Source organism: Klebsiella sp. 141161 (assembly GCF_050600815.1).
Taxonomy (GTDB): Bacteria; Pseudomonadota; Gammaproteobacteria; order Enterobacterales; family Enterobacteriaceae; genus Klebsiella; species Klebsiella aerogenes.
In genome coordinates this window covers 63,021-82,311 of the sequence record NZ_JAQIRN010000003.1, presented here as the reverse complement: position 1 = coordinate 82,311, position 19,291 = coordinate 63,021, and the positions used below count along the sequence as shown (strand labels likewise).

The window sequence follows — 19,291 nt, the reverse complement described above, 5'->3', positions numbered from 1 at the left end:
AATTTATGCCTGCAGTACGTAAGTTTTCGTAAATTTTGCGTTTCATCATTCTGACGTTTCCCTGAATACGCTATAAATGGCGACGGTCGATCCCTAACATGAAAATAACGACATGAAGCCCAAACTCAGCCACGCTTTATTACTTGTTCCTTTATTGATTTTGGCAGGATGTTCATCTTCCCCAAAAAAACCGCCCAAGGCGGTGGCGCAGCATCATTATGAGCCGATCGACAGCGGCTCCGACGATCTGATACCGGTGCTGGCCGCCCTGCACGATCAGATGCACACCTGGGACGGCACCCCTTACGAATGGGGCGGCACCGACCAGAGCGGCGTCGACTGTTCCGGCTTTGTCTGGCGTACGCTGAAGGACCGCTTTAATCTGCCAATGGACCGCGTGACCACCGGCGATCTTCTGCATATGGGCGTGCGCGTTAGCAAGCAGCAGCTGCGGCCTGGCGATTTAGTCTTCTTCCGCATTCACGGCGGCATGCACGTCGGTTTCTACGATACCGACCACAATTTCCTGCACGCCTCCGCAAGCCAGGGCGTCATGCGTTCGTCGCTGGATAATCCGTACTGGAACCGCGTATTTTATCAGGCGCGGCGCTTGCCGAAGGAATATAACGCGCAGATCACCATGAATAACGACAATCTGCATCTGGCGAAAAACCGCTAATCCTGACAAATAAAAACCGCGGCGCTCAGGGCCGCGGTTTTTATTTTTCTTGCGCTCAGTTTTATCAGAACTGATAGGTCATCCCCAGCGCGACGATGTCATCATCGTTAATACCGAGCTTATTATCGCTCTTCAGCTGGTTAATTTTGTAATCCACAAAGGCGTTCATGTTTTTGTTGAAGTAGTAGGTCAGGCCGACGTCAATATAGTTGACCAGATCTTCGCTGCCGACACCTTCAATATCTTTGCCTTTCGACAGTACATAGCCCAGAGACGGACGCAGACCGAAATCGAACTGATACTGGGCGACCGCTTCAAAGTTCTGCGCTTTATTCGCAAAACCACCGCTGATCGGGGTCATTTTGCGGGTCTCAGAGTACATTGTCGCCAGGTAGATATTGTTGGCGTCGTACTTCAGGCCGGTAGCCCAGGCTTCCGCTTTGGAGCCCTGGCCGCGCGCCAGCAGGTTCTGATCGTTGGTACGGTCAGAACTGGTATAAGCCGCGCTGACGGCGAAATCACTGCCGCCGAAATCATAGCTTAAAGAGGTGCCGAAGCCGTCGCCATTCTGTTTTTTCGCTTCACGGCCTTCGTTTTTGCCCTGATATTGCAGGGTCATATTCAGACCATCCACCAGGCCGAAGAAATCGGTGTTGCGGTAGGTCGCCAGGCCGCTGGCGCGTTTGGTCATGAAGTTATCGGTCTGCGCGGAAGAGTCGCCGCCGAACTCCGGGAACATATCGGTCCAGGCTTCAACGTCGTACAGCGCGCCGAGGTTACGACCATAGTCAAATGATCCAAACTCTTTTAACTTCACGCCGGCAAACGCCAGACGGGTTTTCTGCGAAGAATCGCTTTCAGTTTTATTGCCGGAGAATTCGGATTCCCAGCGGCCATAACCGGTCAGTTGATCGTTGATCTGCGTTTCGCCTTTGATACCAAAGCGAACGTAGGTCTGGTCGCCATCCTTGCTGTCATAATCGCTGAAGTAGTGCATGGCTTTCACTTTGCCGTACACGTCCAGTTTATTGCCGTCTTTATTGTATACTTCCGCTGCCTGTGAAGCCGAAGAAGCAACAAAACCCATCATCATTAATGCCAGTGAACGCTTTTTCATTATGTGGTCCTGGTGATTTATTTACACGCGCTTATCAATTCCGGGCGAAGGCCCCGTCAAAAACTGGAGGTTTTTTAACGCTGTAGTGTTAAATATTTATGACGAAATGGAACTTTTTATAAAAAAGAATGTTTAAATATTTCCGTCATAAATATGTCACCTTGCCTGCGCAGAATGCCCGATCCGCGCAATAAAATGGCTTGACCAATACGCCAGCAGTTGGCAAGCGGCCTGACTCCTGTTACAACATCAGCTCGATCTCGATATTCCTTTTGAACGGCAGAAAATCATGAGTGATAGCCAGACGCTGGTGGTAAAACTGGGCACCAGTGTTTTAACGGGCGGATCCCGACGCCTGAACCGCGCCCATATCGTTGAGTTAGTGCGCCAGTGCGCGCAGCTGCATGCCATGGGGCACCGCATTGTGATTGTGACTTCCGGGGCCATCGCCGCCGGACGTGAACACCTCGGCTACCCTGAACTGCCCGCCACCATTGCCTCAAAACAGCTGTTGGCGGCAGTCGGCCAAAGCCGTCTTATCCAACTGTGGGAACAGCTTTTCTCTATTTACGGCATTCATGTCGGCCAGATGCTGCTGACCCGTGCCGATATGGAAGATCGCGAGCGGTTCCTCAACGCCCGCGATACCCTGCGCGCGCTGCTGGATAACAATATTGTGCCGGTCATTAATGAGAATGACGCCGTCGCCACCGCTGAAATCAAAGTCGGCGACAACGATAATCTTTCCGCCCTGGCGGCCATTCTCGCCGGCGCCGATAAACTGCTGCTGTTGACCGATCAGCCGGGACTCTTTACCGCCGACCCGCGCAGCAATCCGCAGGCCGAGCTTATTAAAGATGTCTACGGCATCGATGACGCGCTGCGCGCCATCGCAGGCGATAGCGTTTCCGGCCTCGGCACCGGCGGCATGGGCACCAAACTGCAGGCTGCGGACGTCGCCTGTCGCGCGGGCATCGATACCATTATCGCCGCCGGCAACCGCCCGGACGTTATCGGCCACGCGATGGAAGGCCTGCCGGTGGGCACCTGTTTCCACGCTCAGGAATCACCGCTGGAGAACCGCAAACGCTGGATCTTCGGCGCGCCGCCGGCCGGTGAAATCACCGTCGATGCCGGGGCGACCCAGGCTATTCTGGAAAGAGGAAGCTCATTGCTGCCAAAAGGCATCAAAACCGTCAGCGGGAATTTCTCCCGCGGCGAAGTTATCCGAATCCGCAGTAGCGAAGGGCGCGATATCGCTCACGGCGTAAGCCGCTATAACAGCGACGCCCTGCGCCTGATCGCCGGGCAGCACTCGCAGCAAATCGATGCCATCCTCGGCTATGAATACGGCCCGGTGGCCGTCCATCGCGACGATATGATTACCCGTTAAGGAGCTGAAAATGCTGGAACAAATGGGCATTGCGGCCAAAGCGGCCTCTTACCAACTCGCGCTGCTTTCCAGCCGCGAGAAAAATCAGGTTCTCAACAAGATTGCTGATTATCTGGAAGCGCAGACCGAAGAGATCCTGCGCGCTAACGCCGAGGACCTCAGCGACGCCCGCGCCAATGGCCTGAGCGACGCGATGCTCGATCGCCTGGCGTTGACGCCAGCGCGCCTGCGCGGCATCGCCGATGACGTGCGTCAGGTGTGTAGCCTGGCGGATCCGGTCGGCCAGGTGATTGACGGCGGTCTGCTGGATAGCGGCCTGCGTATCGAACGTCGCCGCGTACCGCTGGGAGTGATCGGCGTGATTTATGAAGCGCGGCCGAACGTGACCGTCGATGTCGCCTCTCTGTGCCTGAAGACCGGCAACGCGGCTATTCTGCGCGGTGGTAAAGAGACCTGGCGCACCAACGCCGCGACGGTGAAAGTGATTCAACAGGCGCTGCAGGAGTGCGGCCTGCCGGCTGCCGCGGTGCAGGCAATCGAGAGCCCGGATCGCGCGCTGGTCGGCGAAATGCTGAAGATGGATAAATACATCGATATGCTGATCCCGCGCGGCGGCGCAGGCCTGCATAAGCTGTGCCGCGAGCAATCCACGATCCCGGTGATCACCGGCGGTATCGGCGTGTGTCATATTTTCGTCGACGATTCGGCAGAGATCGCACCGGCGTTGAAGATCATCGTTAACGCCAAGACCCAACGTCCGAGCACCTGCAATACCGCCGAGACGCTGCTGGTACACCGCAATATCGCCGATACCTTCCTGCCTGCGCTGAGCAAACAGATGGCGGAGAGCGGCGTGACGCTGCATGCCGACCCGGCCGCCCTGCCCCTTCTGCAGAACGGTCCGGCAAAAGTGGAGCCGGTGAAAGCGGAGCAGTACGACGACGAGTATTTGTCGCTGGATCTGAACGTGAAAGTTGTCGCCGATCTCGATGATGCGATTGCCCATATTCGCGCGCACGGTACCCAGCATTCAGATGCCATTCTGACGCGTACCCTGCGCCATGCGAATCGCTTTATTAATGAAGTGGATTCGTCGGCGGTATACGTTAACGCTTCTACCCGCTTCACCGACGGCGGCCAGTTCGGCCTCGGCGCGGAGGTGGCGGTCAGCACCCAGAAGCTGCACGCCCGCGGGCCGATGGGCCTTGAAGCGCTGACTACCTATAAGTGGATTGGTTTCGGCGACGATACCATTCGTGCTTAACGCTAAGCGGGTGATGCAAAAGTAGCCGTTTGATTCGAAAGGGCATTGACGCATCACCCACTTAGTTTCATGCTGAACCCGATCTCTGCTTATACGAAAATACTCAACCTTTATCTTTGAGAATATTTTTCTTTTTACGGTACCATCTTCTGGTCGATTTTTTCACCGCTACCGGAGCCGTGTCATCAACATATTCAAGTTCCTCTCGATTGAGCAACAATTTCTCCTGAATATCCGCTGGAAAATCATCAAGCGCTGTCAGCTTAGGTATTTGCTTCCCTTGTTTACCGGCTTCCCTAATCACCTTAGGCCAGCGAGGTTGCCAACAAAACAACTCTGACAGGAAATAAAGTAAACTCATCAATGTCACAGCCAGTCCCGCCAGGGGTAGCATTAATATGGAAAAACCATGCAATGGCCAAAAAAAACCCCGCATCGACTCCAACTGCACGCTGACGCCATGCCAGGGTAACGGTAGCAGTGAGGTAATCGAAGGTTTGGGTAATCCTTCAGGCCCATTCTCCATATAACGACGAATAAACTCCCACTCATCCTTAATATCTTGCCCGGTAGTGGCCTGTTTCCCAATAGCCATATAGTCAACATAGGGTAAACCAGTGTTAATTGGTTCCCATACCAATAGATTTCTTGAGCCCATAACGGGTAATACTTTCGATTTTGCTGAGACACTTGGCTGAGTATCCTCCCAGCGATACACGGCGACACCACCACAATACTTAGGCCGTTGAATATAAACCTGCCGAGTAATCCGATTAAAACGAACGCGTAAATGCCGGTGAGTGAATATCTCAAGCCGCACAATTTTATAGGCAAGAAAAAAAGAAGCCAAAAAAATTGAAGAACATAAAACTACAAAAATACTTGCAAGAATCTGACCATCCTGTAAACAAAAATATGCCAACTGAGCGGAAGCACAACCCGAAAATAAAAAAGTCAAAGATAATAAACTTAAAGGACCGCGCCTTTCCTCCATCATGCCGCCACGAATTTCTAAGTATGTATCATTATAAGCATAATATGGACCTAATGGTTTAGGCTTTTTGCTACATGATTTTGTATGGTCGACAACAGATTCACTAACTTTAATCTTAGTAAATCGTGAGTAACCATGTTCCTCCCAAATTGAACCACTCAACACTCTCTCCTGCATTGAGCTTTTTGCATAGCTCCAAATCTGCCATTCGATCATATACACTATAGGACACTCCCTTCCCAATCAAATCAGCCTGATGAATAAATATGATGAAATTAATAATAAAAACAAAAATGGCGTGAATACATTATTCAAATAGAAATCACAAAATAATAAAATACAAAAAAATAGCATTTATTGGAATAAGGAAATGACGTTTTGCCTCTATCGGTTCCGACCCCATCTCCCCCGCGGACCGATGGGCCTAGAAGCGCTGACCACCTATAAGTGGATTGGTTTCGGCGACGATACCATTCGTGCTTAACGCTAAGCGGGTGATGCAAAAGTAGCCGTTTGATTCGAAAGGGCATTGACGCATCACCCACTTAGTTTTAACCTTCTACCCCGTGCTTCACGCAGGTGAACGCGTCCTTTCAGGGCCGATATAGCTCAGTTGGTAGAGCAGCGCATTCGTAATGCGAAGGTCGTAGGTTCGACTCCTATTATCGGCACCATTTCAACGTCTATCCCCATCGATGAAACCCTATGTCTTTTATGCGGATCCAGGCCGTATGGGCATCTGGAGAATTCTCCAGATAACCACTCCCACCACGTCTCATGCCAGACAGGGTCTGCGGTATTTTTGTTCTCGATAATCACATTTATAGTAGCTGTGCCGTCAACACTCACTAACCCGGTATCTCGGCTTCGCAAACACAATTAGTCTTCCTCGAAACCTTTTCCTCGCAGTTTTCCCACCTTCGTGCGCAACGTCTGCGGCATCTCGTCTTCGTTATCATCTCTGAGGCCTGACATGATGTTGTACCCGATAAAAAGCCCCGCTTTCCCCAGCCCTGGACGAGGTAAAATGCGAGTGGGAACGGTCAAATATATGTCTGCATCGTAGTCACACCCCAGATATGCTTTCAGCAGCGCAAACACATCCTTGCGCAGTTGTCCTTGCGGCCACCAGCCTTTGGCCTCTTTGGCATCCTCGGTGTACATTTCAATGCGCATGCAGTAGTTAAGGGTTTCCACTTCATCCCCCATAACGAGGCGCTCGCTCAGCGCCATAGGATTCTTCAGCGTCAGGCGTGTGCGCTCATCAACTGGCATGGCAACCGGGTGATGTGGAAAGACTTCTACCCGTGTACTGAGAGCCTGAGCATATCAATTGCCGAAGCCATCATGGTTTGGTGCCGTGTGGCGATGGTCTGACGGCTGGCCTGCGCCACCAGCAAGCCCGGATCCCGCGTGGGTTTAAAGAGCTCTGCGGCGTTATCAAGCAGAGGAACCGGTTTACCTGTCGCATTATTAATAATGATGCGCTCCATACCGTAAACGCCTGCCGCAACGCCGATGCCTTTAAGGGATTTGTGTTTGATGGTATAGGTCGCGCCAGCGGCAATAATGGCAACCCCCAGTAATTGCCCCGCGACGGAGAGCAGATACTGATCCTTATTGCTCTGGGGACCAAAGTAGATTGAACGATAAAAGAAATAGCTTCCCCAGGGTTCACGAGTGCCGAGAGTGGAATACATAAACCAGGCGCGGGAATCATGTATCTGCTCATCAAACAGCGCAACAACCTGCGCCATCGCGGGCTCGGTTACGACATCTCCCTGTTTTGACGTAAATAATCTGCCGTATAAACGGTCGCCATCGCCTTTGATCCGATCGTACTCGGCCTGCTCATCATCCGTGTTGATCAGCCAGACGGCATATTTGGGGATCGTGTGGATAGCGAACTCCCACCCGTTCTGCGGGCGAAATTCGTCCAGGTAGTCGCTACGAAACTCTTCTGCTGCCTCGCGGAGTTCCGTCTTATCAATGGTGGGTTCAAAGGCAGGCCAGCCGGCCTGATTCGCCGACGCAGAAGGTGCTGATTTAGCGTTTTGTTTTGCTGCGTTGCGGATTTTGTCTATCTCGCTCTGTCGAGCGTCACGCATTTTCTCATCTTGCTCCAGCTCCTCTTTGGTACGCTCGGGCGCCCCCAGATAAAACGGCTGGGTGGCATAGCTCCGGAAAGCATAACGCCCAATACGCCAGGCAGTGATCCAACCGATTTGTTCGATAACGGCATCTTCCAGTGACTGGCTGAGACGATGCGGATGGTAGCCGTAGACACTATCGGTTTTAGCATCCGCTGGTTTTTCGGCAATGATGGTCTGCCGCCAGGCGTTGAAGCGTTGGATGAGTACCTTATCTACTGCGAATTGCTTATAGGTATCAGTTGCCATTACTCGTGAAGGTGTCTTCTGAAGCAATGAGTCTGGAATTGTTTCCTTCAGCACCGTTAAAGGTGCTCCAGCCTTGAATGCTGCAGAATAAATATCATGCAACACGATCTGCGATAAAACCTTTCCAGGGTTATTGGGATCAGCTTCATCAGCCATTCCCTTTCCCTGTTCGCCCGGTGGGTAGCCACCGCCAATATCGGAATGCACACCGGGATAAACCACTTCCATCGTGGTTGGCGGATAGATACCCTCTGGGCGGCGAACGGAATCCAGAGGAAAACAGAGGCGCTGTTCATGGGCTGATACAAAGTGCCGGCAGCACTTAATCAGGTTAGGAAAACGTGCGTCGTCGGGTAACTGCTGCGTGCCATCCGCCCATCCCATATGCCCGTCGCACATGGGAGCCATATGGGCTACGCCAACAGAAGGTACGGTATCCAGGAGCCCAAAAAATTCAATGCTCAGAGGGATCCCCAGAATTGACTGCTCAGGTTTATCCGCCCCTTCCGGCGTTTCAAACAATTCGGTCAGCCAGTTAACAAAAGTTCGGGCTTCGGCTGCACCGCGGGAAAACCCATAGATAAACAGCTTTATTTTGAGGATCTTGGGTTTGGCGGTTTCATCCTGGGCTTTGGCACGCATTTCTGCATTCAGAAATTCGTAAAACGCCGCTTTGCGGTTAGATTCGCCACTTAGCGGCCAGTCTGCAGCCATCCCTTCAAGCTTGCTCTTTGCCAGTGATTCATCAAGACGTTGCTGGTTCTTTGTTAATCCTGCAATTAACGCATCTGCGAGTCGAAGCAATGCCCAGTTAATCCGGTTTTCACCTCCGGTAGCATACTTCAATCCCGCATCGCTATAGTCCATCTCACCGATTTCAGGGAAGGCGGTGCCCACTCCAGACATGTAATATCTAAAATACCCATCATTTTCAGCACGCTCATATGTTGCATGGTAAAGCTTGGCTATATTAGTGGGGTGCGTTGGGTTAGCCCGATTCGTATCGTTATTATCGTTATTACCTGTGCCATCAAAAAAGAAGCTGATATGCAGACTTCTTGCACAAGTAAAGCCAGCCCCATTTCGCCGTCCTGTTTGCCCATTGAAGGCATTAAGGTATTCATCTTCTTCTCTACGCTGCTTTAGATAATTATCCAGTACGTCTTTTTGCGCCCCAGGTAAACGCCCACTCAAAGGGAATGACGGAGGAACCCAAGCAGACGCTTTTATTTCTGACATGTTGCGGGCTCCTGCATATTCATCGGCTCTTTAATTGGGTAGGAATAGGCACCGTAGCCGGCTACACCCGCATAAATTTTTACCTGATGGCAAGGAAGAAAATGGACGTTAATGCCCGCACTCTCCTTATATTGCGGAATGGGAACATCAGCACTATAGCGAAGGTATTTGGCCTTATGCTGTAGGTACGCCTTGTTATAAGCATCTGTTCCCAAAGGCGGTAAATGAGCTTTTGGGTTAGGATCAACCTCCCACTCAATATGTGCAGTCATCCCAGGTCGCCACTGGTCCGGGATCATAACGCAGCACACATTTCCATTTAGCGTCGCATGGTAGCCGTTTACTGAAAACCAGTTAACGTTCTGCCCGGCAACATGGTTGTATCCGCCGATATTCCCTGCGCTCGACTCGCCAGCCTGGGAGTGCGAACATCCCGATAACAACACTGACACAAATAAAGCAATGCCCCGGATAATCCATTTTATTCTGCTCACCCTTCCTCCCTGGCTTGAGCGTTTGTTGTTTTCCTACATTGCAAATCGAATCAATCGATAACAACACGACATCTATCACTGCAAAAAATAGTGTCCAACAGGGAAAAAGAATTCATAAGCCAGTTTCTATCGATTTTTTGGTACCTGCGTAATAAACGCTTCATATATTTATCACCTCTAATTCTGCATCGGATGCCAAATCACCTAAATATCCTTGCTGGCTTGCCTTTAAAGCTACGGAAAGGCAGTACGAAAAATGCTCCTCTTTCCCGCCTTGCGAAGATAACCGCCTCGCCAATAAAGCTTCTGCATCACTAATACAGCCCATCAGATCTATCTGATCATCGCCAACTCGCCCCAATTGAGGGTTATTTGCCAGTTCGCGTGCAGGAGAAAATGTTCCCGTTTTCCAGACGATCTCGCCGTCTCGGTCTCTCCAGCCCCAGAACAGCGCGATATCCGTAAATGCAGCCTGTTGTTCTGCGTTAAGAACGTGAGTAAGTAAGGATGGGAACACGCGGTTATCGTAATAACGCAGTAAGCCGGTCTGCTCTTCCCACTGTACCTGCGACAATGCCTGCAAATGGCGGCAGAGCAAATCAAAGGCCAGAGGAGATATCAGCAACGTCAGGCGCGGAGTACCAGAGAAGTATTCCAGTAACTGCTCCAGCCACATCCGGTGGCTCGTTAGCGCAAAACACAGCCGCATAACGACCGGCGAATATTCCAGCATTCCCCCCTCCGGGGTTCCTTCGAACAACTCAAACCAGCGCAGATCGGGAGATAACTGGCGTAGCGCATTTTGCAGCGGCTGGTTGGTTCCAGCCTGATCGATCAGAATATCAATATAGTCCTGCCCGGTAGCAGAACAGAGAGACTCACCCTGCTGCATCCAAAGCATATGCTTTTTGGGTGTTATCAGTGGTGTTGTTGTCATCAGATGTCCTTATCCTCGCGGCGCAAATGCGACGGCTTCTTCCTGCGCTTTCTTCAGGCAGTCCTTACATACCGACTTAGGGAGTTCCGGCAGTTGGGTACCGACACTCACCGGCGCATCCCAGATGTGCTGACCTTTAAGGCTCAGTGTCCCCGGCGTATGGATCTCGATACAGCCCTGCGGGGAGATGCGAATCGACCCACCGCCGCAGCCCAGCACAATGCCGTTCTTCGCCGCGAAATGAAGCTCGCCCTGCGTGGACTGCACGGTGACATCCTTCATGGCCGTTAGCGCCATTAAATCGCCATGAGATTCGATGGTCAGCGGCCCCTTGCCAGACACCATGCGCAGCCCTTCCTGCTGCGCGAGCAGTGAAATGGTCTGGCTGGCGTTCAGGGAAATACGCTCTCCGCTGGCAATATTGACTTCCCCCTGGCTTTGCAGGTGCAGCGTCTGAGCGCTGTTTATCAGAACGGATTCCCGGCTAACTACCCCAATCCCTTGCGGGGCGCTCAGCAGCATGGCCGGAGATTTCAGTTGATCGGCGGCGGCAAGATAGCTTTTCAGATGCGTGGTATCAGGCTGAAGGTTGTGATGCGACTGGGTGATGGTACGCCACTCGGCCATCTGGTTGACCGCACCTTTGACCAGGCAGATTGCCGCAGACATTTCCAGCACCTGTCCGCTTGCCGTGGCCTGCGCATCTGCGGTCAGGAAAAGCCCTTTACCCGCCCGGAGAGTTCCTGTGCTGTCGGTTCGCAGTTCAAAACCCTCACCGCGTTTGTTACGCGAACTGTCAACAATATGACCGAGCGTCAATTGGCTCTTGCCGCCATATTCTGTCGAAATTTTAACGTGCTCAGCCCCGCGCCGATCCTCAAATCGCAGTTTGTTGTTCGCAGGAGTCCTTAACACGTTACGCTGATAGTTATAGAGGTTGACGTGATCTTCATGTCGGGAATCATGCATAGCGCAGAGGATGTACGGCCTGTCAGGATCGCCGTTAGTGAAGGCAATCATCACCTCCGTGCCGGCAATCAGCGGGAAATGCCAGCCGTAAACGTTCCCCGCATACGGCCTGGCAAGGCGTACCGGAAGGCTTTCAAAACCAGACCGCCAGGTAGTATTGAGATCGAACTGGAAACGCACCCGGTAGCGCCCGGTTTCATCCAGTTCAGCATACTGCGCGTTTTCAACCGGACTGGTGACTCTGGCGAGCAGCGTACCGGCAATGTGCGGCCTGCCCAGCAAAGGTGGACGATATGAGAGGTGCAGACGATGGGGCACGGCAGTAAAGCTGATGATGTAGGCGGTATCGCGGGAGACGCGCTGTGACGAGGTCGATACCACTAATAGCCCGTCCGGCGCTTCCTCCCAACTTTTACCCTGTGGATGAAGAATCATCCCAGGACGGATCGTCATGCCGTTTGATTTGCCTTCAAAGACAACCTGTTCTGTTACCAGACGTTCACGACGACGCTTAACAAACCAGCGGCCTTGCTCCGGCTGTTCTGCTGCCTGCCTGCCCTGCTCTTTGTAATTCTCGCCGTAGCGGTATTCTTCGCCAATGAGCGCAGGCATATCCAGATCGGTTTCCAGATGCGCCTGCAGATCGCTTTGGGCTTCGCGATAATATTCATCGTTCACTCGCGTCTGCCCGGCAACCGAGCGGCGGTTGATTGTCATCTCCCACAGGGATTCAAGACCGCCATCGAAAAGCCCTGATGGATGACGGTAGGCCATATTCTTCTCTTCGGCGAAAGAATGCGTGTAGTCTCCGAGAACCAGCACATCCCGATGATTCTCTTCATCCCAGACGAAATAATAAAATACGCCAACATGCGCCAGATGACGCTCAATAAAGGATAAATCGCTTTCTGCATACGAGATATAGAATTCGCGCACCGGATACTGGGTTTTCAGCGCATAGCGATAGTCGAGGCTGGAATATCCCCAACGCTTCAGGATATCTTCAACGACACCAATGACGCTTTTATGTTGATACACCGCATATATCAGGCTATTACGTAATAACGCCAGGCTGGCTTCCAGCACAACCACATAACGAGTGATATCAGCAGTTCGTTCACATTGCTGAAAAGCGGTAATAACACCACGCATGACGCGGGGTTCGACCGCTTCCCATGGTTTACCATCAGGATAAAAAAGGAGTTCTGCGGTCGTGTTAATTAACACATCTGCAGGAATATCAGGGGCTTCACAGGTCAGTTCAATGGAATAACGCCACGGGGTATTTAACGCTTCGTCGCCGCTAAAGCGAAGGACAGACAGTTGAATGTCGGGGCGTCGCTTGCTTAACTCCGGTATGTTCAACTGGTAGTGGTTATACACCGGAATTTTGTTTCCTTTGAGGATATATTTATTCTTATTCATGACCTGCGTCTCCCTGGTCAATTGTTATTAGCTCAGCGTGAACCATTGTCCGAGCAAATAATGCAGATGGGCGCTCATTGCACAGGTAATGGCAACAATAAGCAGTAAGCCCAGTCCTCTCATCAACCAGGGGAAACGTCGCCAGAAATGAATATCCGGGCGAAAGTTACGTATAAAGACAGGAGAATTCATTTTTTCTTTTGTTGCAGGCAAAAGCGCGCTCAGCTGCTTAAACATAGATTGTCGTTCTTCATTTTCTTCTCCACCTTCCCTGATAAACTTCCCCTGATAGCCCAGCAAAAGCATTCGGTGATAACAGGCCACAACAGCTTCTGAGGGAACGGCTTCGTGCAGCAGGTTCTTGATATGTTCGTAGAAGAACTCACCGCCATTTAAGTTTCCAAGATAGCGCCCCTGAAGGGGTGTATTCTTCCACCAAAGAGAAACATCGATATCCGGCTGCGTCATTACCGCTTCATCCAGAAAAACACAGTGAGCAAACTTAATTTCACTTGCAAGCCCCTCAGATGCACCAGCTGCAAACAACGCTTTCTGAACCTGCTCAATCATATTCTCGCACGTTTTATAAAGCGTCTGATCAACGACAACGGCAGGCACATTACGAATTGCCAACGCGAGCAACCATGTATCCTGAAATATTTCATCAATAAAGGATGTCGTAATAGATTTTGTTTGATTGCCGCTCTCTCTTTTTCCCAGAGAAGCCATGACACCCTGCCTATAATTAATGAGGAACTTATGTTTAGCGATGGTATTGGCGCAAAATCAGGCGGGCAATAAAATGGATGTTACCAAATGTAACCAAACAACGAACTTATACTCTAAAAGCTTGTTGCACGAGGAATATCAGCAAATCAAAGAAGAACACAAAATATTTCACCAGGGCATTAAATTATCAACCCTTTAATTTATTTAAAAGTTAAACAAATTCATCAGAATTATATATAACATCTAACTATTCCATATGGCTATTTTAGAAAACCTAATAAAAAGTCAAACGCAAAACTCGCTCAAAATAATCTGTTAGCAAACGAGTTTAACCTAATGACTAAAATAACGATCACTCCACCCGATACGCCGCAATCATTCGCGTCGTTCTGGTCAGACTATCCGCCACCTCCACTTCCGCAGTCGTAATCGCCATCCCCGCAGAACGCAGCGCCGAAATATCCGCAGCGATTCGCTGGATGCCAAACCAGAACAGCCCATCCAGCGCATTGACCTGCAAGCCGCTTTCCAGCGCCAAACGTAACCGCTCGCGCGGCGCCTTTATCTCTTTTGCCAGCTGCTGATAGGACGCGGCGGAGACCGCCCCTGGCCCGCTGCGAATAATCCGGCTCACAAAGCGATAACGAAACTCATCCGGAACGGCGCTGAGATCGGCTTTCAGGCTGTAAACGCAGCCCCGCTTCTTACCATTAATCACCACATTCTTCTGATTCAGCGACAGCGCATGGCGTAAGCGATCCACCAGCTGCGGGGCGCGGATAAGTAATAAACGAAACGGCAGTTCGAAGCTGGTGGCGTAGTCGACATTCAGCAACGCAGTACGCAAACGCGTTTCACTGTTTGCCTTTTCCTGCTGACATTCAGCAATGACTTCCGCCCACTGGCGGGTAATACGCGGGGATTCGTTGCGCTCGATGAACTGAAATTTTTCAATCTGGTAGTCGATACGTCCAGCCATTGCCGTTCCCTGTGGTTCACCATCTCGCTGATAGTTTTCAGCAGATTGCGTCTATTCGCAAGTAACGGCATTGAGCAATTTGCCAATGATGAAGCGGGCCCTCTCCCGGATAGCGGCGCGCTGCGCCTTATCCGGGCTACCTATGGCACTGGGCCCACCCATTGCACTGAATCTGTAGGCCCGCGCAAGCAGCGCCGCCGGGCATGGGCACAGGTAGGGAGCCGCCTGTACGCCGGATGGCGGCTGCGCCTTATCCGGCCTACGGTCCGCGCGGCCTGCCTTTAATTTATTCACCATGCTGACTGAAACTGCCGGTGTTGGTGGCCTCAAAATCGCTGAGACGTTACCGGAAGGCCGGGACAGCCCGCATGGATGCGGGCTGAGGGCCGTGATTTGCAGGGACGCTGCCTCGGCCCGACCCGAAGCCTGTAGGGATAAGTCGAAGGAACCACGAAGTGGCGATTTTGGCGGCCAGAGCCCGGGGGTACAGGGGGCGGCGGCGACTGGCCGCCCCCTGTGCGCTCCCTGCGCCACGGAAAACATGTTGCAGAAAAATTAACCGGGAGCGCAAGATACTCTGGAGCGAAACTAGATAAACGCTTTTCTCAAGCTAAAAGGTTGCAAACCGATAACAGTATCTACCAGTTAGCGCCACCTTGGCCCCACTAAGCGCAGCGCCACCGTCCTTACTGCAGCGCCTCAAGAATATGATACGCCGCCTTCACCCGCTCCGGGTTGGGGTAGCTTTTATTCGCCAGCATCACGATACCGAGATCCTTCTGCGGGATAAAGGCCACGTAGCTGCCGAATCCGCCGGTGGAGCCGGTTTTATGTACCCAGGAGGCTTTCACCGGCGGCGCGGGCGGATTGACTGCCGTTACCGGCGTCGCGGCAAGCGCTACCTTATTATCGCTGCCGTTAATCAGCACCTCGGCCGACACCGGCCAGTTCAGCATCTCCCAGCCGAGCCCCTGATACATCTCCCCAGCCCGCCAGTAGCGCGACTGCGCCAGCTGGATCCCCTGCCGCAGATTTTTATCCTGCACCGCCTCGTGGTTCATATTCGCCAGCACCCAGTGCGCCATATCCTCAATGCTCGACTTCACGCCGTAAGCCTCAGCGTCCAGTTGCCCCGGCGAAACATGTACCGCTTTACCGTCGCGATAACCCCAGGCGTAATCTTTGCTCTGGGCGGGCGGTACGTTAATCCAGGTGTGGCTCAGTGTTAACGGCTGCAATACGCGCTGAGTCATCGCCTGTTCAAAGCTCATACCGGAAGGTTTCACCGCCAGCGCGCCAAACAGGCCAATGCTGGCATTGGCGTACAGCCGCATACTCCCCGGCGCCCACTGCGGCTGCCAGTTCTGATAGTAACGCAGTAATGCCGCTTCATCCGTCACCTCGTCCGGAACCTGCAGCGGCAGACCGCCTGCGGTATAGGTGGCGAGATGCAGCAGCGAAATCCCCTGCCACTGCTTGCCGGTGAGCTGCGGCCAGTACTTCTGCGCCGGATCGCTGAGCTTAATTTCGCCGCGCGCCACCGCATCGCCACCCAGCACGCCGGTGAAAGTCTTACTAACAGAGCCCAGCTCAAACAACGTCTGTCGCGTCACCGGACGCTGCCCGGCAACATCGGCCTGGCCCCAGGTGAAATAATAGGGTTTGCCGTGATAGATCACCGCCACCGCCATACCCGGTATCGCCTGTTCTTTCATTAACGGCGTGATGGTCTGATTGACCAGTTCGCGCAGCTGCTCCGCCGTTTGCGGCGCGGCAAACGTCGAAAATGAGGCGCCCAGCAGCAGTACGCCTGTAAGGGGTTTTTTCATCATGAAGTATTTTTCCATTATCGGTTCTCGCTCAATATCCACTCTCGTCCGGGCCCTTCAGACGCGCTCAGTGTCGGTGTTTTGCACTGCGCTGACAAACTGTTAAATTTAGCAGCAGGCTTTAGTTTTTCTAACGGATAATGTTATGACGCGCAGCTATCTTCCTCTCAATTCACTACGGGCCTTTGAAGCGGCCGCCCGGCATCTCAGTTTTACCCGCGCGGCGATTGAGCTTAACGTCACCCACTCCGCCATCAGCCAGCATGTGAAGACGCTGGAGGAACATCTTAACTGTCAGCTGTTCGTTCGCGTGTCGCGCGGCCTCAAGCTCACCACCGAAGGAGAAGGCCTGTTACCGGTACTCAATGAGTCGTTTGAAAGGATTGCCGGGATGCTCGACCGTTTTACCGGTCACCAGGCGCAGGAGAAGCTCAAGATCGGCGTAGTCGGCACTTTCGCCACGGGCGTGCTGTTCCCGCTGCTGCCAGCCTTCTGGCGCGAGTGCCCGCATATCGATTTGCAGATCTCCACCCATAACAATCGCGTCGATCCCGCCGCCGAGGGGCTGGATTATGTGATTCGTTTTGGCGGCGGCGCCTGGCATGATACCGCCGCGCAGTATCTGTGCGCCGCCCCGCTCTCCGCGCTGTGCGCCCCGTCATTAGCTGCCCGGCTAAATACACCTAAGGATATTTTGCAGTTCACGCTTCTCCGCTCTTATCGCCGCGACGAATGGTCGGCGTGGATGCAGGCAGCGGGAGAATTGCCGCCTTCGCCAACTCATCGGGTCATTGTCTTCGACTCATCCGTGACCATGCTGGAGGCGGCGCAGGCAGGCTTAGGCGTGGCTATCGCCCCGGTAAAAATGTTCAGCCATCTGCTGGAAGAAAAACGCATTGTGCAGCCGTTTAAGATTCAGATCGATCTCGGCAACTACTGGCTGACGCGTTTGCAATCGCGTCCGGAAACGCCGGCAATGTTGCATTTTTCCCGCTGGCTGGCGGAGGCCTTAAAAGGGGTTAATTCGGCGGAGTAATCCGCCATCAGTAGGCGTTCCCGAAGGTAACAGGAAACATTTGGAAATAACGCTTACACATTATGCATAGCGATGGATAAATCAGCGTTTTTAATTTGCCCGGCACAGCGCATAAACGTTTACCTCCTGAGAAACAAAAACAATAAAACCAACCAAAAACAATAAGTTAATTAATTTCCTTTCCCCGCAAAACTCTCTCCAGCCACCCGCTGACCATAAAATTATTATCGTTGCCGTTATCAGATAAGTCCGATCAAGTGCATCGTTTATGTCTATTAATTTTCTGTAATTAAGTCACCGAAGCAATCAAAACGCGAAAACTGTTGCTGTATATTTCATCGCGATCAACACGCCAACATAGGTTATCTGGATACCCATCTGCACGGTATTCGCTTGCCGTGTTTGATTACCACTATGGTTATCCCCTTAAGTACATGGAGTTAAAATGAATAAGAAATTACTGCCTGTTGTAGCACTGATCCTGTCCGCGTCCGCCACCAGTGCTTACGCAGTTAACGGCAAGGTCAACTTCACCGGTGAAATCATCCAGTCAACCTGTACTGTGACTTCTACCGACCAGAACAAAGACGTTTTCATCGGTAAATACCCGACTACCGCGTTCAACGCTGTTGGCGATGTTACCGCTTCTAAAGCGTTCACCATCAACCTGGAAAAATGTGAAGCCGGTGATTACTCCCTGCGCTTCGACGGTGCGACCGTTGCCGGTAACCCGAACCTGCTGTCCGTTGATAACGCTGGCGGCGTAGGTATCGAAATCCTGACCAACGACGAAAAAATCGTCCCAATCAACCAGAGCGCAGACGACAACTCCCCGTGGGTTAACGTTGCAGCGTCTGACGACAACAGCGGCACTGCGGTATTCAACCTGAAAGCTCGTTACAAATCCTTCCTGAAGGATGTGACTGCTGGTTCTGCTAACGCAAACGCCACCTTCACCATCGAATACAAATAATACGGATAATCCCGTTTTAGGGTAGACGTTTTGGCCATGGATGGCTGGTAACATTATTTGGAACGTGAAATGAAAAAGTTATTAACCGCTTTATTGTTATTTGTCTCGCTGGATACTTTTGCGGGTATTCAGGTCGATCAGACTCGGGTTATTTATAACGGCGGGGAAAAATCTGCGGCGTTATCCATTCATAATGATACCGATGAAACATGGATGGTTCAGACCTGGCTTGATACCGGTGACGCCACCGCAACGCCAACCAATTTACCGATGCAGGCTATTCCGCCGATTTTAAAACTGGCGGGCAATAAAGACGCTATTTTGCGCTTTGTTTATTCCGGCAGCGGATTACCGACCGACCGCGAATCCGTGTACTGGATTAACGTGCAGGAAATTCCGCCTTCGGCGAAACAAGAAAACGTACTGCAGATTGCGATCCGCACCCGCGTGAAGCTGTTCTACCGCCCTACCACGCTGAAGACCACTTTGCAAAAGGAAGCCCAGGCCCTGACCTGGCGCAAGCAGGGTAACGAGCTGGTCGTGACTAACAAAGGTCCGCTGCACGTGACTTTCGGCGTACTGACGCTGAAGAGCGGCGCGAAGACCTGGAAAGTGAATGCTGACATGGTTAACCCCATGGACTCTCTGAACATCAAATTGCCAGCCGGCGCGGCGGCAGCGGATCAGATGTCATTCACTTTTATCAATGATTTTGGCGGACATACGGAAATTAAAGATATCCGCATTCAGTAAGAGAGCAATACAATGGCTAGCCATAATAAAATAAGGACGATCCCTGGATGTCTGGCGCAGCACGTTCGCTTTGCTGTTTACG

16 protein-coding genes, 1 tRNA gene and 1 pseudogene are annotated in these 19,291 nt (G+C 52.0%); 8 read left to right on the top strand and 10 right to left on the bottom strand.

Annotation, left to right across the window (positions count from 1 at the left end; all coding sequences use genetic code 11):
* The first annotated feature begins 112 nt into the window (after window positions 1-112).
* Window positions 113-679: a C40 family peptidase gene (locus tag PGR79_RS08710; RefSeq protein ID WP_082208594.1), complete on the top strand. Its 567-nt coding sequence runs from the start codon at window positions 113-115 to the stop codon at window positions 677-679.
* A 64-nt stretch (window positions 680-743) separates the two neighbouring features.
* Here the strand turns inward: PGR79_RS08710 and phoE are convergent, their stop codons facing one another.
* Window positions 744-1,796 carry a phosphoporin PhoE gene (gene phoE / locus PGR79_RS08705; RefSeq protein WP_015368078.1) on the bottom strand — a complete coding sequence of 351 codons (1,053 nt, stop codon included), beginning with the start codon at window positions 1,794-1,796 and terminating at the stop codon, window positions 744-746.
* Between the two features lie 289 nt (window positions 1,797-2,085).
* Between phoE and proB the strand changes: the two genes are divergently transcribed.
* Together proB and proA are read left to right on the top strand one after the other, a co-directional pair.
* The gene (proB, locus tag PGR79_RS08700; RefSeq protein ID WP_015368077.1) at window positions 2,086-3,189 is read left to right on the top strand and encodes a glutamate 5-kinase; all 1,104 of its coding nucleotides are present in this window, start codon (window positions 2,086-2,088) and stop codon (window positions 3,187-3,189) included.
* A gap of 10 nt (window positions 3,190-3,199) precedes the next feature.
* Window positions 3,200-4,453, top strand: coding sequence for a glutamate-5-semialdehyde dehydrogenase (gene proA, locus PGR79_RS08695; protein ID WP_430921480.1), 1,254 nt, complete (start codon window positions 3,200-3,202; stop codon window positions 4,451-4,453).
* Window positions 4,454-4,556: 103 nt separating this feature from the next.
* On the opposite strand, the gene PGR79_RS08690 is transcribed toward proA, so the two are convergent.
* Window positions 4,557-5,663, bottom strand: a complete 1,107-nt coding sequence (locus PGR79_RS08690; protein WP_430921724.1) for a DUF6708 domain-containing protein — start codon at window positions 5,661-5,663, stop codon at window positions 4,557-4,559.
* A gap of 193 nt (window positions 5,664-5,856) precedes the next feature.
* Between PGR79_RS08690 and PGR79_RS08685 the strand changes: the two are divergent.
* Both PGR79_RS08685 and PGR79_RS08680 read left to right on the top strand, forming a co-directional pair.
* Window positions 5,857-5,931 (top strand): annotated as a pseudogene (locus tag PGR79_RS08685) (hypothetical protein); the annotation flags it as partial.
* Between the two features lie 114 nt (window positions 5,932-6,045).
* A tRNA-Thr gene (locus tag PGR79_RS08680) sits at window positions 6,046-6,121 on the top strand.
* A 205-nt stretch (window positions 6,122-6,326) separates the two neighbouring features.
* On the opposite strand, the gene PGR79_RS08675 is transcribed toward PGR79_RS08680, so the two are convergent.
* From PGR79_RS08675 to ampC, 8 genes are all read right to left on the bottom strand, one after another.
* Window positions 6,327-6,722 (bottom strand): type VI secretion system baseplate subunit TssG, encoded by a 396-nt coding sequence (locus tag PGR79_RS08675; protein ID WP_430921478.1) that lies wholly within the window; start codon window positions 6,720-6,722, stop codon window positions 6,327-6,329.
* 26 nt (window positions 6,723-6,748) lie between these two features.
* Window positions 6,749-9,085 (bottom strand): T6SS phospholipase effector Tle1-like catalytic domain-containing protein, encoded by a 2,337-nt coding sequence (locus PGR79_RS08670; protein ID WP_430921476.1) that lies wholly within the window; start codon window positions 9,083-9,085, stop codon window positions 6,749-6,751.
* Window positions 9,073-9,579 carry a DUF3304 domain-containing protein gene (locus tag PGR79_RS08665; RefSeq protein WP_430921474.1) on the bottom strand — a complete coding sequence of 169 codons (507 nt, stop codon included), beginning with the start codon at window positions 9,577-9,579 and terminating at the stop codon, window positions 9,073-9,075. The genes PGR79_RS08670 and PGR79_RS08665 overlap by 13 nt, the downstream gene beginning before the upstream one ends.
* 160 nt (window positions 9,580-9,739) lie before the next feature.
* The gene (locus PGR79_RS08660; RefSeq protein WP_316425244.1) at window positions 9,740-10,516 is read right to left on the bottom strand and encodes a DUF4123 domain-containing protein; all 777 of its coding nucleotides are present in this window, start codon (window positions 10,514-10,516) and stop codon (window positions 9,740-9,742) included.
* 9 nt (window positions 10,517-10,525) lie between these two features.
* Window positions 10,526-12,910, bottom strand: coding sequence for a type VI secretion system Vgr family protein (locus PGR79_RS08655; protein ID WP_430921472.1), 2,385 nt, complete (start codon window positions 12,908-12,910; stop codon window positions 10,526-10,528).
* 27 nt (window positions 12,911-12,937) lie between these two features.
* Complete coding sequence (gene tssL, locus PGR79_RS08650; protein ID WP_430921470.1) at window positions 12,938-13,639, bottom strand: type VI secretion system protein TssL, short form; 702 nt, start codon at window positions 13,637-13,639, stop codon at window positions 12,938-12,940.
* A gap of 352 nt (window positions 13,640-13,991) precedes the next feature.
* Window positions 13,992-14,618: a helix-turn-helix domain-containing protein gene (locus PGR79_RS08645; RefSeq protein WP_430921467.1), complete on the bottom strand. Its 627-nt coding sequence runs from the start codon at window positions 14,616-14,618 to the stop codon at window positions 13,992-13,994.
* Window positions 14,619-15,304: 686 nt separating this feature from the next.
* Entirely contained in the window at window positions 15,305-16,450 is a 1,146-nt protein-coding gene (gene ampC, locus PGR79_RS08640) for a CMY2-MIR-ACT-EC family cephalosporin-hydrolyzing class C beta-lactamase (RefSeq protein ID WP_430921465.1), read from the bottom strand.
* A 142-nt stretch (window positions 16,451-16,592) separates the two neighbouring features.
* Between ampC and ampR the strand changes: the two genes are divergently transcribed.
* The 3 genes from ampR (at window position 16,593) to PGR79_RS08625 (ending at window position 19,209) form a co-directional block, all read left to right on the top strand.
* Window positions 16,593-17,483 carry a LysR family transcriptional regulator AmpR gene (ampR, locus tag PGR79_RS08635; protein ID WP_430921463.1) on the top strand — a complete coding sequence of 297 codons (891 nt, stop codon included), beginning with the start codon at window positions 16,593-16,595 and terminating at the stop codon, window positions 17,481-17,483.
* 445 nt (window positions 17,484-17,928) lie between these two features.
* A complete protein-coding gene (locus tag PGR79_RS08630) occupies window positions 17,929-18,456 on the top strand; it encodes a fimbrial protein (RefSeq protein WP_087859131.1) in 528 nt (175 codons plus the stop codon).
* 69 nt (window positions 18,457-18,525) lie between these two features.
* Window positions 18,526-19,209 (top strand): fimbrial biogenesis chaperone, encoded by a 684-nt coding sequence (locus PGR79_RS08625; protein WP_045391067.1) that lies wholly within the window; start codon window positions 18,526-18,528, stop codon window positions 19,207-19,209.
* The last annotated feature ends 82 nt before the right edge of the window (window positions 19,210-19,291 follow it).